Source organism: Bergeyella porcorum, assembly GCF_042427575.1.
GTDB lineage: Bacteria > Bacteroidota > Bacteroidia > Flavobacteriales > Weeksellaceae > Bergeyella > Bergeyella porcorum.
Window position 1 is genome coordinate 1 of record NZ_JBHMFD010000022.1, and the last position, 17,229, is coordinate 17,229.

The 17,229-nt window shown below is 35.9% G+C and carries 14 protein-coding genes; 6 read left to right on the forward strand and 8 right to left on the reverse strand.

All coding sequences use genetic code 11. The annotated features are described in order from the left end of the window. Window positions 1–265 precede the first annotated feature (265 nt). Together ACFFUE_RS10415 and ACFFUE_RS10420 are read left to right on the forward strand one after the other, a co-directional pair. Window positions 266–826, forward strand: a complete 561-nt coding sequence (locus ACFFUE_RS10415) for a hypothetical protein (protein WP_376835118.1) — start codon at window positions 266–268, stop codon at window positions 824–826. A gap of 31 nt (window positions 827–857) precedes the next feature. Beyond that, a complete protein-coding gene (locus ACFFUE_RS10420) occupies window positions 858–1,427 on the forward strand; it encodes a HEPN family nuclease (protein WP_376835120.1) in 570 nt (189 codons plus the stop codon). Window positions 1,428–1,619: 192 nt separating this feature from the next. Here the strand turns inward: ACFFUE_RS10420 and ACFFUE_RS10425 are convergent, their stop codons facing one another. Beyond that, window positions 1,620–3,194, reverse strand: a complete 1,575-nt coding sequence (locus tag ACFFUE_RS10425; RefSeq protein ID WP_376835122.1) for a Na+/H+ antiporter — start codon at window positions 3,192–3,194, stop codon at window positions 1,620–1,622. 198 nt (window positions 3,195–3,392) lie between these two features. On the opposite strand from ACFFUE_RS10425, the gene ACFFUE_RS10430 reads away from it, so the two are divergent. The 3 genes from ACFFUE_RS10430 (at window position 3,393) to ACFFUE_RS10440 (ending at window position 7,021) form a co-directional block, all read left to right on the forward strand. Beyond that, window positions 3,393–4,799 carry a S41 family peptidase gene (locus ACFFUE_RS10430; RefSeq protein ID WP_376835124.1) on the forward strand — a complete coding sequence of 469 codons (1,407 nt, stop codon included), beginning with the start codon at window positions 3,393–3,395 and terminating at the stop codon, window positions 4,797–4,799. A gap of 286 nt (window positions 4,800–5,085) precedes the next feature. Continuing rightward, the gene (locus ACFFUE_RS10435) at window positions 5,086–6,570 is read left to right on the forward strand and encodes a S41 family peptidase (protein WP_376835126.1); all 1,485 of its coding nucleotides are present in this window, start codon (window positions 5,086–5,088) and stop codon (window positions 6,568–6,570) included. Window positions 6,571–6,727: 157 nt separating this feature from the next. Continuing rightward, window positions 6,728–7,021 (forward strand): helix-turn-helix domain-containing protein, encoded by a 294-nt coding sequence (locus tag ACFFUE_RS10440; protein WP_376835128.1) that lies wholly within the window; start codon window positions 6,728–6,730, stop codon window positions 7,019–7,021. Between the two features lie 22 nt (window positions 7,022–7,043). Here ACFFUE_RS10440 and gcvP read toward each other — a convergent pair whose 3' ends face one another. The 7 genes from gcvP to ACFFUE_RS10475 form a co-directional block, all read right to left on the reverse strand. After that, window positions 7,044–9,899 carry an aminomethyl-transferring glycine dehydrogenase gene (gene gcvP, locus ACFFUE_RS10445; protein WP_376835130.1) on the reverse strand — a complete coding sequence of 952 codons (2,856 nt, stop codon included), beginning with the start codon at window positions 9,897–9,899 and terminating at the stop codon, window positions 7,044–7,046. Window positions 9,900–10,223: 324 nt separating this feature from the next. Continuing rightward, window positions 10,224–10,856, reverse strand: a complete 633-nt coding sequence (locus tag ACFFUE_RS10450) for a J domain-containing protein (RefSeq protein ID WP_376835132.1) — start codon at window positions 10,854–10,856, stop codon at window positions 10,224–10,226. Between the two features lie 83 nt (window positions 10,857–10,939). Next, window positions 10,940–11,962 carry a 3-oxoacyl-ACP synthase III family protein gene (locus ACFFUE_RS10455; protein WP_376835134.1) on the reverse strand — a complete coding sequence of 341 codons (1,023 nt, stop codon included), beginning with the start codon at window positions 11,960–11,962 and terminating at the stop codon, window positions 10,940–10,942. A gap of 16 nt (window positions 11,963–11,978) precedes the next feature. Beyond that, a complete protein-coding gene (gene eptA / locus ACFFUE_RS10460) occupies window positions 11,979–13,502 on the reverse strand; it encodes a phosphoethanolamine--lipid A transferase EptA (protein WP_376835136.1) in 1,524 nt (507 codons plus the stop codon). Then, window positions 13,489–14,316 carry a phosphatase PAP2 family protein gene (locus ACFFUE_RS10465; RefSeq protein ID WP_376835138.1) on the reverse strand — a complete coding sequence of 276 codons (828 nt, stop codon included), beginning with the start codon at window positions 14,314–14,316 and terminating at the stop codon, window positions 13,489–13,491. Before ACFFUE_RS10465 ends, eptA begins: the two co-directional genes overlap by 14 nt. A gap of 20 nt (window positions 14,317–14,336) precedes the next feature. Further along, complete coding sequence (locus ACFFUE_RS10470; RefSeq protein ID WP_376835140.1) at window positions 14,337–15,308, reverse strand: glycosyltransferase family 2 protein; 972 nt, start codon at window positions 15,306–15,308, stop codon at window positions 14,337–14,339. Further along, window positions 15,308–16,189: a lysophospholipid acyltransferase family protein gene (locus ACFFUE_RS10475; RefSeq protein ID WP_376835142.1), complete on the reverse strand. Its 882-nt coding sequence runs from the start codon at window positions 16,187–16,189 to the stop codon at window positions 15,308–15,310. The genes ACFFUE_RS10470 and ACFFUE_RS10475 overlap by 1 nt, the downstream gene beginning before the upstream one ends. 87 nt (window positions 16,190–16,276) lie before the next feature. Between ACFFUE_RS10475 and ACFFUE_RS10480 the strand changes: the two genes are divergently transcribed. Continuing rightward, a complete protein-coding gene (locus ACFFUE_RS10480) occupies window positions 16,277–16,837 on the forward strand; it encodes a thioredoxin family protein (protein WP_376835144.1) in 561 nt (186 codons plus the stop codon). The last annotated feature ends 392 nt before the right edge of the window (window positions 16,838–17,229 follow it).

The following is a 17,229-nucleotide window of genomic DNA, read 5'->3' on the forward strand; positions in this document are numbered from 1 at the left end:
ATAAGCTTAAATATTAAAAGATTAATCACCCAAATATAGTAAAAAAAATAATATAAGATGCTGATTTTGTTTTGATGGAAAGTTTTCTTTGCAAAATGAAAGAAGTTTTCCGTAAGGTGGAAATAAAAACGCTCTACTTTGGAAAGAAACTGTTAATTAATATTATACAGTGATGTAAATAAAATAAATGCACAATATATTTGTGCAAAATAAACGAATGTTCGTATATTTGGGCGTTATTAGCAGCAATTTTAAAATACAGATTATGTTGAAATATTTTTCCATCACATTAATATTATTATCTATAAGTTGTAATAAACAAAAGAATGAAATTTCGTACCCAGTAAATTTAGATTCGTTAAATAATTTGAACCAAAACTATGTTACTGAAAATACAAATGAGCCAGACGAAGTTTTTTTAGACTCAATAAATCAAAATGATTTTATTGAAAGTGAATACTTCATAGATAGTTCCAATTTTAACATTGATAGCACACCTAAAATTGAAAATAACTATCAAACAATTTATGATTATCAAATGAAACAACTCCTAAGGCTTGAAATTGAAAAAATATTAATTGAAAATGAGGTTAATTACTGGAATAATAGACCTGATTACACGTCAAAAGTATTGGAAGAATATGAAGCAATAAAAAATAAAATTGAATTATCAAAACCTGAGTATAATATTATTAATGATATTAACCCAAATCACAATCCAGACTTGATTGATGTGAGAGCCTACGAAAAATCAAATGGTACTGTTGTAGAAGGACATGTTAGAACTAGAGCTAATAACACAATAAAGGACAATTTAAGATACTAAAATTTTATTGTATCATAAAATTATTCAAATAATGATAACTAAAGAATATCCCATAGAATTTGTAGAAAGAACTTTATTATTAGTAAATAATTCATTTGAAGAAATGAAATTAAAAAAACTTGAAGTTACTTTTTTATTGAATTGTCTTTTAGGTTTGATTATTGCAACTAATGAAAATATTGAAAATGAAGAATATTTTTCGAAAACAAAATTATTAAATGAAGAAATAATTCCTTTTATACCGAAAACTATTGCGATTCTGAATATTAATGCGATGAATAAAAAAATAAAAGAAGAAATTAATAAGAAGTCTTTAATAAATCAGTTAGACAGCGTATTAAAGATTCAAAACACATTAAATATTGACAAATTTGAACAAATAAAAAACCTTACGTTAAAACAGTTTATACGTTTTTTACGAAATGGGATTGCTCATCAAAATTTAATGGCTACAAGTGATAATGAACATTGGAAAGGAATTCGTATTTGGAATCACAATAGTGCTGGAATTAAAGATTTTGAAGTTGAATTTACAACATCGGAATTGAAAAAATTCGCAATATTTATTGGGGAAAAATTTATTCAAAATTATCAAAAATAAAAACTTCGCATAACATTGTATTGCCAAAAGCGGGGCTAAAGTACAAAATTGAAAGTTTGTGCTTCTATTCCGCCAAAAACGAATTTTTTATTTGCTGGAAAATTCTTTAATAAATAAAAAACTTGTAATCCTCCCACTTTTGGTAACACTCAAAAGTGGAAGATTACAGAGAGTAATATTAAAAGAGAGGCATCACCTCATTCTCTGTTCTGTCAAGTCCAAACGGTAGATATACTCACGGATGATTTCTTCCTCTATGTCTTTGCGTTCTTTGTTTAGCCCAACCAATGCCGAGCGTTGATACTCTATCAACTCGCTCAAAATCTCTTTTGTTTCTTCAGACATTAGGCGTTCGGTTTGGTTTTCATCTTCCATATCTTTTAGCCAAAAATCCGCTATTCTTTTTAGTTGCGGATTTTGGCACCTATGGTCGGGTGTTGATTCTATAAACTCCTGCGTAGCTTTGCGAATGGTTTGGAAAATGATGTTTTCGGTTTCTTCTTCCGAAATATGGTCGTTATAGTCTTTCAGTTTCAAAACCTTAATCAGATAAGGCAGCGTAAGCCCTTGGAAAACCAATGTAACCAAAATCACCACAAAGGTGATGTACAAAATCAAACTGCGAAACGGAAATGCACTGCCATCTTCCAGCGTGAGAGGAATAGAAAGAGCTGCCGCCAATGACACCACCCCACGCATTCCTGCCCAGCCGACTACGGCAGGAGCTTTAAAATCGGTTCGCGTATCGGCTACGGTGATAAAGTTGCTCATTATTTTGGTAACGAAAATGGCTCCGTAGGCTGCTAATAACCTCCCGATAATCAGCACCACCGTTACTACCAGTCCGTATCCTGTGGCTTTCCAAAAATCGATGCCGTCTGTGCGAAGTCCCGACATAATCTCTGGCATATCTAGCCCTATGAGCAAAAACACCATCCCGTTGAGCAAAAAGGTAAAACTCTTCCATACGGCAATTCCTTGAATACGAGACGAACTATCTAAAAAACTGTATTGCACATTAGACAAATACAACCCTCCGCATACGACAGACATTACCCCCGAAGCGTGTAATTCTTCCGCTGCAATATACATGATATAAGGAGCCACAAGCGTGAAAATCACATCAATATTGGCATTGGTAGGCAATCTTTTATGTGCAAAAGAAAAGACAAACGCAATGAGTATCCCGATGCCAATACCTCCGAAAATCATCCACGCAAAACTCGTCATTGCCTGCTGCCAGATAAACTGCCCTGTGCTAACGGCAATCAAAGCAAAACGCATAATGATGAGTGAAGAAGCATCGTTAAACAAACTTTCACCTTCCAAAATGGTAGCAATACGCTTTGGTACTTTCACAAATTTGAGAATAGCTCCAGCACTCACCGCATCGGGTGGCGATACCACACCGCCCAGCAAAAAACCTAATACCAAAGGAAAACCAGGAATCAACCAATTGGTAACAATTGCCACGGCAACGGCTGTGAGAAACACCACAATAAAAGCAAAACTCCCAATGATTCTACGCCATTTGTAAATCTCTTTCCACGAGTTTGCCCAAGCCGCCTCGTAGAGCAACGGCGGTAGAAAAATGATAAAAATAAGATTGGGGTCTATTTTCACCTGAGGTGTATTGGGAATAAAACAAAGAGCTAATCCTGCGAAAACCAATAGGATAGGGTAAGCTACTTTTATCTTGTCGCTTAGCATTACCAAGAGCGAAATCAGCACAAAGAGTGCTAAAATGATACTGAAAGGTTCTAACATTAATAGAAAAATAATATTTTATAATAGTTATTTTGTTTTTATAGCTTTCAATTTATGCTATTTTATAAACATGTCGCAAATATACAAGTAAAAAACATATAAAAACCAGATGTATGGGATATACGGAATTTTGTATATTTGAGAGGTGTTGTACGAACAAATTAGGTAATTGTAAAAAATCGAAAATAATCAATAAAGATGAAGAAAATATTATTATTTCAATTTATTCTAGCTTTTAGTTTTACAAATATTTTTGGACAACAAAAGAAAATAACTGTTTCACAAATGAAGTCAGATATAGATAGTTTGGTTAAAAACATTAACGAAATCCATATTAATCCGTATTATAAATTTCCAAAAAAAGATTTTGATAAGGAAATTCTAGAATTAAAGAGAAACTTAAAAGAAGATAAAGATATTTTTGAATTTTGGAAATATATTGCACCAACAGTTGCTAAAATTGAGGATGGACATACCTTTTTAGAAATTCCCTACGATGAATTTTACAAAATAAATCCAAAAGTTTTCCCCTTTGCTGTGGTAACATCTTTAAAAAAGCCTTATATAAAGATTATTGAAAAACAAGGAGAAATTCCTCAAAATACAGAAATAACAAGTATTAATGGTGTTTCCTCACAAAAAATTGTTTCTGAATTGGTTAAATATATTTCTGGAGAAGATAAGCAGACAAAAGCAGAATGGATAGCCTATGATTTTGGCTTTTTAATTCATACTGTTTTAGGATTAAAAGAGTCTTGCAAAATTACCTATAAAATCAAAAATACTAAATTTCAAAAAAAGATTGATTTTATTGCTCAAGATGAATTTTATAGAAAAAACTCCACAAATTATTCTAAAGAGCCTTATACATTAGAAATTATTCCTAAAATTAGTACTGCGATAATAGATTTTAATTCTTTTTCAAATCCAGATAAAATGAAGATTTTTGCGGATTCAACTTTTACTGAGATTAAAAATAAAAATATTAAGAATTTAATTATTGATATTAGAAAAAATGGGGGTGGAAATTCTTCGGTTGGAGATGTTTTGTTGCAATATCTTGCAAGGACAGATTTTAGACAATATTCTGATAATACCTTGATTAAAATAAGTAATCAGGTTCTCAATAAAATCAAGGCAGAAAAAGAAGAAATTTTGAAAAATAAAAACAATTATTCTTTGAATGATTCATTGTATTTGAATCAAATTGATAGAGTTTTAAATGAGCCATTAGGGAAAGTAACAATTGCTCATTATGCAAAAAACACTACAAAGTTAGAAAAACATAAAAATCGGTTTGACGGGAATTTATTTTTATTGACAAGTAGAGTAACTTATTCATCAGCAAGTGATTTTGCACAAACCATTAAAGCTTATCATATTGGAAAAATAATAGGAACAGAGACAGGAGGTTGGGTTGTTTGCTATGGTGATTCTGTTGAAAATGAATTACCAAATTCTAACCTGAGATTATATGTATCAAGCGTAAAGTTTGTAAATGAAGGAGCCAAACCAGAAGATTGGAACGGCGTAAAACCCGACCAAGAAGTTAAACCTGAAAAAGCCTTGGAGTTTGTAATTAAAAATATTGAAAATAATCAATAATCGTTGTTTTCAAGAGAGGCTTTTTCGAAAATTCTACAAACTTGACTAAAATAACACGAACGCATACAAAGTACTAACAAAATCGTAAAATGAAATTTTTTATTGAGCATTTGTACTAAATATTCTCAATTTTTGGAAACTTCGAAATGTTTTACAATTTATTTTTTTTGTTTATTTATTAAGAGGAATTAGTGCTAATAAATCAGATGTAAAGAATAATTGGAATTTTGTATATTTGGTAGTATAAATAGCCTATTGTAGACAATTATTCCTCAAAGCTCTATCAATGAAAATAGTAATAAAAATCTTATTAATTATAATTTCAACGCAAACTGTATTTTCTCAAAATTTTGGAGAATTTCCTAAGATAAAAAAAGAACAACTTCATAGAGATTTGGAGTTATTGTATCAAGGGTTGGATAAATTTTACTCAGGTATGTATTGGTACACGCCCAAAGATAGTGTAGATTTAGCCTTTCAAAATGCAAAAACAAAAATTTCTGACGACTTAAATATTCTTGAGTTCCATAAAATAATTGCTCCCTTGGTCTCATTAACAAGAGAAGACCATACGGACATTTCTTTACCAAAAAATATTAGAGAAGAAACTAACAAAAATGAGAATATTCGATTTTTTCCTTTGACAGTTGTCTTTTTAGGGGAGAAACTTTACTGTATTCAAAACTTATCAGATAATTCTGAAAAAATAGAAATGCTTGAAATCGAAGAAATAAATGGGGAAACACCCAAGGAAATTGCTTTTAAAATTGGAAATCTCTTTGCTTCTGATGGTTATATCAAAACTGTAAAATTCAGTGATTTGAGAGGTTTTAACTTTTCAAAATACTATTATTACTATTATGGAGTTGTTGAAAATTACAATGTGAAATTTAAGAATATTACTGAAATTGTTACAATCAATTCATTGCCCATTAGTAAAATTAATGACCATTTAAAAAAATATTCTAATAAATCTGAAGAAAAAATAAATAATGAACCTTTACAATTCAAAGTTATTGATTCAAAGACCGCATATATAGCTATTGAGACATTCGATAATTCTAGGATTAAAGAAGGGAGCAAATATAAATCATTGAAAAAATTCTTAAAAAATAGTTTCTCTAAAATAAAAGAAAATGATATTAAAAATCTAATCGTTGATATAAGTAAAAACGGGGGTGGAACAGAAGGAAACGAAGGTCTATTGTACTCATATTTTGGTGAAAATTATCAAAAATATACAAAAGTTAGAGTGAAAACTCAAAAAGCAATACTTGATAACGGAATAGATAAACCAATAATGCTAAAGACATTTGGTTTTTTTGAAAGGATTTTTGCAAATAAGAAAATGAAAGATGGGAGTCTTGAGAGAAGAAGTAATATAGGTCTTGGGCTTATGGCATATAAAAAAGAACCTAAAAACAAATTTAAAGGTGATGTTTATGTAATTATTAGCCCTATTACTTATTCTGGTGCAAGTGAATTTTCGAATATGATGTATTCACGAGGGTTAGCTACATTTATAGGACAAGAAACAGGAGGTGGGTATTATGGAAATACAAGTGGATATAGTAAAGAGCTAACATTACCAAATTCAAAAATCACTATTTCAATTCCAGCTTTACAATTTGTAATGAATGTTGAGCCAAAATTACCTTTTGGAAGTGGAGTAAAACCACATTATGAAGTTATCCCAACAATAAAACAATTTATGAACAACGAAAATGTTTGTCTAGAATACGCTTTGAAGTTAATAAATGAAAAACAATAACAAGTAATCTCAAAATACCCATTTAAAAGAGAAATTGAAAGTTTACACACTGCAAATCTTCAATTTCTCCTTTTTTGTTAAGACAGTTTTTTTTCTAAACGAACAAATGTTATACCATTTGAACCTTTTTATTTTACTTATTTTTGTGTATTCGTATATGGGAAGAAAGAGAGCATTTGAGATAAAAGAGAGCCTAGCAGAGCTTAAGAGTTACATACCTAAGGTGAGAGGATACAAACTGTCTAAACGCTTAGAAAGTTTGATTCTTATCAAGTCAGACCAATATAAAAAATTGGAAGAAGTTGCCACCCACCTTGGTGTGACGAGAAAAACCCTGCTCAATTGGATTAAGGAATACAAACAAGGCGGTATCGATTTGCTGCTCTCCCCCGCAAAGCGTAACAGATCATCAAAAAAAGCTGTCCAAAACTTTTCGGACAGCTTCTCTTAAAAATCATTTTAAAATATATTGCTTACATATAAGCTTCTATTGGCTCACAAGTACAAACCAAATTTCTATCGCCATACGCTTCATCTACACGAGAAACGGAAGCAAAGAACTTACGCTCACGCACCCAATCTAGCGGATAAGCCGCCTTCTCTCTACTGTATGGTTTGTCCCAAGCATCAGAAATTACAACTTGCTCAGTGTGCGGTGCATTTTTCAGGACATTGTTAGCAGCATCAGCTTCACCATTTACCACCTCATCTATTTCTTTCTTAATACTGATAAGAGCTTCTGCAAAACGATCTACTTCTTCTTTACTTTCAGATTCCGTAGGCTCTATCATCAAAGTACCAGCTACTGGGAAAGATACCGTAGGAGCGTGGAAACCATAGTCCATCAGTCGTTTTGCCACATCAGCTACTTCTATTCCAAAGGTTTTAAACTGGCGGAAATCTACAATACACTCGTGTGCTACCCTTCCGTTTTCATTCTGATAAAGAATAGGATAATGCTCTGCTAATACTTCCTTCAAATAGTTAGCGTTCAAAATAGCGTGTCCTGTGGATTTTTTCAACCCTTCTGTGCCCAGCATTTTGATGTAAGCATAAGAAATATTAAGCACTAATGCAGACCCATAAGGTGCCGCAGAAATACCATCCAATGCTTCGCTACCTCCTACTTTCACATTCGGGTTAGAAGGTAAAAACGGAACCAAATGTTTTGCTACACAGATAGGACCTACCCCTGGGCCACCTCCTCCGTGAGGAATAGCAAAGGTCTTATGAAGATTGAGGTGACAAACATCTGCCCCAATATTTCCTGGACTGGTGAAGCCTACCTGAGCGTTCATATTAGCCCCATCCATATATACTTGACCGCCATTATCGTGAACGATTTTGATAATCTCCTTAATATTAGCATCAAAGAAGCCATAAGTAGATGGATAGGTAATCATTGCTGCAGAAAGGTTATCTCTATGCAATTCCGCTTTTGCCTTCCAATCCTCAGCATCTATTTCTCCATTTTCAAGGTTTTTCACCACTACCACTTTCATTCCCGCAAGAACTGCCGAAGCTGGGTTGGTTCCGTGAGCCGATTGTGGAATCAAAACAATATTTCTATGACCTTCCCCTCTAGATTTGTGGTATTCACGGATGACCATTAGCCCTGCATATTCCCCCTGAGCTCCAGAGTTTGGCTGAAGAGAAGTTCCCGCAAAACCTGTAATTTCAGAAAGGTCTTTTTCTAATTCTCTAATCATTGTTTGGTAGCCTGCTGCCTGCTCCACAGGTACAAATGGATGGATATTACCCCACTCGCCCCAAGAAAGTGGCAACATTTGCGTAGCCGCATTCAGCTTCATCGTACAAGAACCTAAAGAAATCATAGAATGGGTTAAAGACAAGTCTTTTCTTTCCAATCGTTTGATGTATCTCATCAGCTCGGTTTCGGTATGGTATTTATTGAAAACCTCTTCCGTTAAGATTTCATCTTTTCTTAGCAAATCTTGTGGAATACTGTATTCTTCTTTCAGCTCTAGTTTAAAGGCTTGCTTTCCTTTGAAACTTGCAAAAGCTTCCAATAGATAATTAAGCTTATCCAAAGTGGTAGTTTCATTGATAGAAACACTTATGATACCCTCGGTAAAAGCATTAAGGTTAATTTTTCTATCCTTCATCAGCTGCACGAGCTTCACTTTCTCCTCTTCGCTGATGTTGATTTTCACTGTATCAAATACCGGAGCCTCTACTACATCATAGCCTATGACTTTCAATGCGTTAGCCAAAGCATTAGTCTTATAGTGGATTTGGTCTGCTATATATGCCAATCCTTTAGGCCCGTGATATACGCAATACATCCCAGCCATTACTGCTAGTAGTACCTGTGCTGTACAGATATTGGATGTTGCTTTTTCTCTCTTAATGTGTTGCTCTCTGGTTTGCAAAGCCATTCTAAGGGCTCTTTTACCATACATATCTTGGGAAACCCCGATGATTCTTCCAGGAATATCTCTTTTATAATCTTCCTTACAAGCAAAAAACGCCGCGTGAGGTCCTCCATATCCCATCGGAATACCGAATCTCTGCGAAGTTCCCACCGCACAATCTGCGCCCATATCGGCAGGTGATTTTAGTTTTACCAAAGCCATTGGGTCGCAAGCTACAGCCACTTGAAGGTCTAAGGCTTTATAAGCTTTGATGTTTTCTGTATAGTCTATTACAACTCCATTCTTCCCAGGATATTGAAGTAGAACTCCAAAGAAAGTCTCATCTAATGCAAAAGTCTGATGGTCTCCCACCACGATTTCGATGCCTAAACCATCAGCTTTAGTTTTTAGTACTGCGATAGTCTGTGGCAGTACCAATTCTGAAACGAAAAATTTGTTTGCATTTTTCTTTTGCTCTTTGGTTCTACTTCCAAAAAACATATGCATCGCTTCCGCTGCCGCTGTGGATTCATCTAATAATGAAGCGTTGGCAATTGGCAACCCTGTAAGATGCGTAATAACGGTTTGATAATTGAGTAATGCTTCCAATCTTCCCTGGGCAATCTCCGCTTGATAAGGCGTGTAAGCCGTGTACCAAGATGGATTTTCAAAGATATTTCTCTTGATAGCAGACGGCAAAATGGTATTGTGATACCCTAAACCGATATAGGTATCAAACTCAAAATTATTGCTCGCTAATTCCTTAGAATGTGCTAGCATTTCATTTTCCGAAAGAGGTGCTGAGATGTTTAAATCTTGCTCTAATCGAATAGCATTGGGAATGGTCTGTGATATCAATTCATCAATACTAGAAACGCCCACTCTCTCTAGCATAGCGTGTGTATCTGCTTCATTCAGAGAAATGTGGCGGTTTACAAACTGCGTTGTATTCATATATTACTTAATTATTTGATTTAATTAAAATTTTCGATGCGTAAAAGTACGATTTTTTAAAGTGGTCTGCAACACTATTTTTTCCCCTACTAAAAAAAGTAAAAATTTAAAAATTTTATTTGTATTTATTCTAAATAGATTTTATATTTGCAGTATGATTACAAACATAACACCCTTTAAGATAGCTCCTTTAGCTCCTGCATATTCGGCTAATGAGACATTGTATTGCGATAAAAAGAAATGTTGCAAAAAGTTTAAAAAAGGAAAACGATGCAAAAAATGCCCTGGAAGATTAAAAATGGCATAAACCCGTCTAAGTCTTCGCTAAGAGTTTAACATCAGGTACATTGCTAAAAGGATAAAAATCGTAGCCAATAGCAATAAAAATACTTTTAGGGACATTTTAGATTCATTGGCACTTTCGGTGGATTTCCCTTGAGCTTCTGGTGTGGAGTGCTGCACTTCTCCACTTTTCAGTTCTGTAATGAGAATCCCTTTTACCACGGTTTTTCTGAGCATTGTATTCTGGGCGTGAAGCAAAAGCTGAAATTTCCCATCATTAAACTCCGTGATTTTAAATGTTCTTTCACCAGAAGGTTTTTCCAAGCCAAATGGCATTATTTTCACCACATCGGCATTGGTGGTTTTCCAATAAATCGTAATAGGTTCTCCTTTCTTCACTCGTATTTTATCTACGGAAAAAGATTGTATTTCAGGTGGTAAAGTACTCCGCTGTGTTTTCAAAGCATTTTCAAAACTGGCATTATACATCTTTCTTCGTTCGGCATCTATCAGCACTTCATAAGCTTCCTGCACTTCCCGAAATCGCTCTACGAAAAAATCATCACCCTCGTTTTTATCAGGATGATATTTCATAGACAACTTCCGATAGGCTTTCTTAATGTCTTCATCAGAAGCATTATAATCAATTCCAAGAAAGTAATAGTAGTTTTTCACACCTTAATGTTAGCTGATTGTTGTCGGTTGTCAGTTGATGGTTTTGGACTTGTGAACAGACCAAAACCACCAATCCAACATTTCTAAAACTCAAAAAGGACAGACCCCCAAGTGAATCCACTTCCAAAGGCGGATAATAATACCAAGTCACCTCGCTTTACTGCGCCACTTTCAATGGCTTCGCTTAAAGCCAATGGAATGGATGCCGCCGTAGTGTTGCCGTATTTCTGGATATTATTAAACACTTTTTCCTCTGGTAGATTCATCTTATTCTGAATAAACTGAGCAATTCTCAAATTGGCTTGATGTGGAATAAATAGAGCCAAATCCTCAATGGTTTTTCCTGCTTTTTCCAAAGCTTCCAACATCGTTTCAGGGAAACGCGTTACAGCGTGCTTGAAGACAAAATTGCCATTCATCAATGGATAAATCTCTTGACTGGTAATGGCTTCTGGTTCTTTTAGCAACCTATCGCTCCAGCCGTATTTGGTTCCAGGAAATTTTACACAAAGTTCCTCAGCATACTTTCCTTCGGAGTGCATATTGAAAGCCAAAATATCCCCCGCCTCCTCAGCTTCTGTAGCCGAAAGCACAATAGCACCTGCCCCATCACCAAATATTACGGAAACCCCTCTACCCTCGTCTGAAAAGTCTAATCCAAACGAATGAATCTCTGCCCCTACAACCAAGATATTCTTATACGCCCCCGATTTGATAAAGGCATTAGCCACACTCATTGCATAGACAAACCCTGAGCATTGATTTCTCACATCCAAAGCGCCTACAGTATTGCATCCCAACATCTCCTGAAGCTGCACGCCACAACCTGGAAAATAATAATCTGGCGACAATGTTGCAAAAATGATATAGTCTATATCCTCTGCGGTAAGTCCTGCATTGGCAATGGCTTTTTCCGCTGCTCTGAAACCAAGATAAGCTGTGGTTTCCTCTGCGTCATATCTATTTTTACGATGTCTTCTTTCCTTAATGCCCGTTCGCTCCGTAATCCACTCATCACTAGTGGTCATTCTTTGAGCCAAATCTTCATTGGTAACAATATGTTCTGGGACATAATGTCCAATCCCTTTTATAATACTTTTAATCATATTTTTTCAAAAATTACTATTCAAAGATATTCATTTCTTCTTTATAGATAGGACTTTTGATGTTTAAGAAGTTCAAAACACTATGAAAAACGTGATTTTGAGAGAGTTGTTCATTAGCTTTAAGTTTTTTGTTGGCATTGGCAGATGTCCAAACAATGAACGGAATTTCGTACTGCTCTTTTGGTGCCAAGCTCATCGGTAAACCGTGCATATAGAGGTTTTTCTCCCCGAGAGATTCTCCGTGATCGGACACATAAAGCATTGTACTCTTGTATTCTGGCAAGTGCTTCAGCTCCTCTATCACGCGGTGCAGCAGATAATCTGTATATACTATGGTATTGTCATACGCATTGATGAGCTCTTCCGATGTACACTGTGCTACTTCTACACTATTGCACACGGGAGAAAACTTCTCAAATGCCTTCGGATATTTCTTGCTGTAGGTAGGCCCGTGGCTGGTGCTGGTATGCAAAACCACCAATAGTTTATTCTTCGGACTGGCGGCAATCTGCTCCTTCAACCCCGTAAGCAAAATACCATCATAGCCGCAATCTTCCCCCTTGCAGTTTTTCGTCAAAGCCTCTTTGTTCATAAAGTTTTTGATGTGCAAAGGTGGTTCGCCCCAATTGGTGGTTCGCCAGATCACTTCCACATCGTTTCGGTAGAGATAATTGGGCAGTATTTCGTATAAATCGCTCGTGTTTTCGTGTTCCAAAATACACTTAACCCCCGCCGTAGTATATGTAGCACAAGAAGTTGCAGGGAAATGGTGTACATTTTCCGTAGCAGAAAGCAGCGGATTGGTATCTTTTTTATAGCCATAAAGCGAGAAATTTTGGCTTCGGGCAGATTCTCCAATCACCAAAACAACAATGCTTTTTTCATCATCTCCAATAGTGGCATTGGGCAATAAAATTTCTTTTTGATTCTTCTCTTTCTGATGCTTGAAATACAGTGCCGTATTCACAGAATAAGACCAAGGCATTGCCAAACCGCCCAACTTTTTGGAGTTTTTATCTATCCAAAGCCAGTTCATCGCATTGACGAAAGCCATAAGCAGTAAAAATCCCAAAGCGAGCCCTATGGTTTTGAAAAATCGCTTAACGGTAGTAGGCTCCACACGGGCTTTGACAATGTAAATACTTGGCAAAATTCCTAAAAGCAATACATACAATACAAATCCTAAGGAAAAATAACTGCTAGACTCTTCATAATTGGTATTAAATACATTGCCAATCATACTTTCATCAATAATCACGCTATAGGTATTCACAAAATAGAATGCAATGGCATTGATAATGAACGTAAGCACCAATAAAACCTTTCCAAAAATCCTATTAATGAAAAGAAACAGATAATAGGCAAAGGCATTGGCTACTAGCATCACCACTACCAAACTGGCAACAAGCAACACGCCACTGAAACTTTTCACCCCTACATTTTCTACTACAAATCGAAAAAATGGATAGTGGAAAAACAAAAAAGTAAGCACACTAAGAATGAATGCAAAGTGCGTTAAAGGTATTTTATTTTTTAACATAGTTTAAAATCATTTTATAAAGAGCCACCAGCAATCCTACCCCTGCAATATAGTAGATTAAAAGATGCTCTTGAGTCATTTTGTTTATCAAAGCCAACAAACCTCCCGAAAACGCAATAATGAAAAGCGGATAAAACCTCTTCTGCTCTATCCATCTTAGAAATCTGGATTTCATACAAATGTAAATCCCAGAAAGTGCAGAAATAAAGCCTACACAAGCACCCACCAAGGTATCCAAAGGATAATGAGCCCCTACGCCTACCCTACTAGACACAAAGACCACACCCAGCACCAGCATCCCTACACACCATAGCCAGCGGAGCCACCTCTGCGAAGGCATAAAAGCGTATAGCAATACCATAATGATGGTAAAAGCCGTGATGGAATGCCCCGAAGGCAAGCTATTGTGTCCTTTCAGAATCTTTCCGATAATCACGCAATGCTCTTCCCCTAAGGCGGCGGCAGGTCTTGGCACAGAGAATATTTTTTTCAAAACAGCAGAAAGCACCAAAGATACCAAAGACCCCGAAATCAATGCTTCCCATACCCTCGGTGTGAGAATCACAAAAACACTCAAAATGGATAAAAACACCAGTGCATCACCCATTTGCGTAGCATTGTTTTGAAAATCAGGAAACTGAGACAGCCAGCCATTCAGTTTTAAAAACCAATCTTTCTGCACTTGGATATAGCCTTCCTGCGACAATCCATCATTCAGATAAAGGTAAATCCACAAGAGTAGCAAAATCCCTATTGGAATGAGAAATGCTATTGGTTTTACTTTTGAAAAGTTTTTAACAACATTGGTATTCATTTTTCTTCAACCTTTTAGATTTATTTCTTAGACAAAAAATGTTTAAAAACCAACCATCGGGTTTGATAGTACTCTTTCATCTGATATTTCCCACGCCGCTTCCACGTTTCGGGAACTTGAGCGTAAAAACCAAAGTGCGACCGTACCACCGCCCAAAGATGAGAAATCCCGTCTTTAATTCCAAACCGAATGCCTGCTACGCCATCTAAACACAACCTGAAAAATATCAGAGGAACTAACTGTGGAAATGGTAAATTTTTCAGCATCATAGAGAGATTGTTGCGAAAGTTAAGATACGTCTTTTGGGGATTTTGCTTATTGAGTGTGCCACCTCCTACGTGATATACTACAGAGCGGTACGTGTAGAAAATTTTCCGTCCTTTATTTTGCAATCGCCAGCATAAGTCTATCTCTTCTTGATGGGCAAAAAAACGCGCATCAAAACCTTTTTCCTCCCAAAAATCTCGGCTTCTGATGAAGAACGCACAGCCCGATGCCCAAAACACCTCCACCTCATCATCATATTGCCCTTGGTCTTCTTCGCATACATCAAAGACCCTACCTCTGCAATAAGGATAGCCCAAATGGTCTATCTGCCCACCTGCCGCCCCTGCAAATTCAAACCGATTTCGGTGATGATAAGACAGTATTTTGGGTTGTACGGCAGCGATATTCTCATTTCTTTGAAAGCAATCAAGCACAGGCAAAAGCCAACCTTCTGTAACTTCCACATCCGAATTGAGCAGGCAATAGACCTCTGCAGCAATGTGTTTTAATCCCTCATTGTATCCCGCTGCAAAACCATAGTTCTTATCATTTTTAATCACCTTTACCATCGGGAAATGTTCCGCTAAAAACGGAAGGGTATCATCTGTAGAAGCATTGTCTATCACATAGACATCCGCCCCTTGGGAATGCTGAAGCACATTGGGCAAAAATTTCTCAAGCCAATGTTTTCCATTCCAAGTTAATATCGCAATTGCAACTGTCATTATTTTTCGCTTATATTAGTTTTTACAAAATGGCTATTTTTCCATTTTCGGTGAGACCAAAGGTAATTATCTGGTGCTTTTTGAATGGTTTTTTCTAATAATTGATGAAATTTCCGAACGACTTCAAATGGCTGAAACCGCTCACCATCTGGATAAATTCTGTGATAATTTACTTGATAATACCCGCGTTTTACTTTCTTCATATCGCAGTAGACGAAAGCCAAATCCATACGCGTGGCTATCTTATCATACCCCACAAAAACGGGGGTCATCTGATGGAGAAAATCCAGCCCTTCATCTACCAAATGGGAGGTTGGCGATTGGTCTGCCACAAACATATACGCCGAGTTGCCATCGTTCTGATGGCGTAAGATATGCCTCAGCACCTCTTTATCTTCTATAGACTGATTCCCAAACCTATTGCGAATATCCTCTATCTGCCCGTTCCAAAAATCATTGTTCACCTTTCTATACACCGGATAGCAATGCTCCTGAGGAATCACCGTAGCCAATGCCGAAATCCATTCCCAATTGAAAATATGCCCTGCAAGGAAAATCACATTCTTGCCTTCTGCCTTGGCATCGTAAAACACTTTTTGATTGATATGCTGCACACGCACCCTCAGTTCGGTTTCGGAAATGGTGAGTTGCTTGGCTGTTTCTACAATATAATCTGAAAAATTGCGAAAGAATTTTTTCTGAATTTGTTTTAGTTCTGCTTCCTTTTTCTCAGGAAAAGAGCGTCTAAGATTCTCATACACCACCTTTTTGCGGTAGCCCACCACATAATAATTGAGAAAAAATATAAAATCTGCCCCTCTATACAACAGGCTTAGAGGCAGTTTGGATACAGCTTTAAATAAGATAATAAGAAGTTTCATAAGTTGGCACAAATTTAGCAATTAATACAACGCCCTTTTTTAACTTTTATACAAAAATTTTATCTTTGAAAAAAAATAATGCTTAAAATGAAAAAACAATTATCAAAAATAGGTCTATTAGCAATGATGCTATTCACCGTTTCGGCGTATGCCCAAACCACTGAAAAAACACTTTCCGAAGAAGAAAAAGCTGCCGCCATTGCCCAGAGAAAGAAACAACTAGAACAGGAAAAGGCTGGTTTTGAAAAACCTTACAACCCTGCCGAAAATGCCGAAGCTAAGCTAAAGGAAATCCTAAAACAAGCCAAAGCTGAAGGCAAAAATGTAATGATACAGGCAGGAGGCAACTGGTGTATCTGGTGTCTAAGGTTTAATCATTATGTGAAAACTACTCCCGAGCTGAAAAACCTTGTAGATGCCAACTATGTGTATTACCACCTCAACTATTCTCCAGATAACAAAAACGAAAAGGTCTTTGCAAAATACCTAAAACCTGGCGAAAAGTATGGCTATCCGTTCTTCATTATTTTGGATAGCGATGGGAAGAAAATCCACATCCAAGAAAGCGGCGTTTTAGAAAAAGACAAAGGCTATGACTTCGACAAGGTAAAAGCGTTTTTTGAAGCGTGGATACCCAATAAAGGATAACCCAACGATTTCCCCAAACACTACCCTTCTGATTTTATTTGGAAGGGTATTTTTTTAGGTATTTGAGCTTTTGGAACAACCATCTTTATACTATTAAAAACAAATAAAATAATCACTTCAAATTACTTTTTAAAGCAACTTTTCATTCCTTTTTGGGGAACAAATTTTGGAGACACCACCTATTTACTTTCCATAAAGTATCGATGCTAAAAAACCAAGCCTGCTTTTGGGTAAAACCAAGCTTGCTTTTTAGGAAAACCTGCCGTGGTTTTAGGAAAGAGTAATGTGTTCTTTAAAAGATTTGAAATACAAGCCTTCGACTGCTATTAGATTTGCATTTCGTAAATTCAGTTATTATTAATGAAAATAATTTCTGAACAACCAGAGGGAAT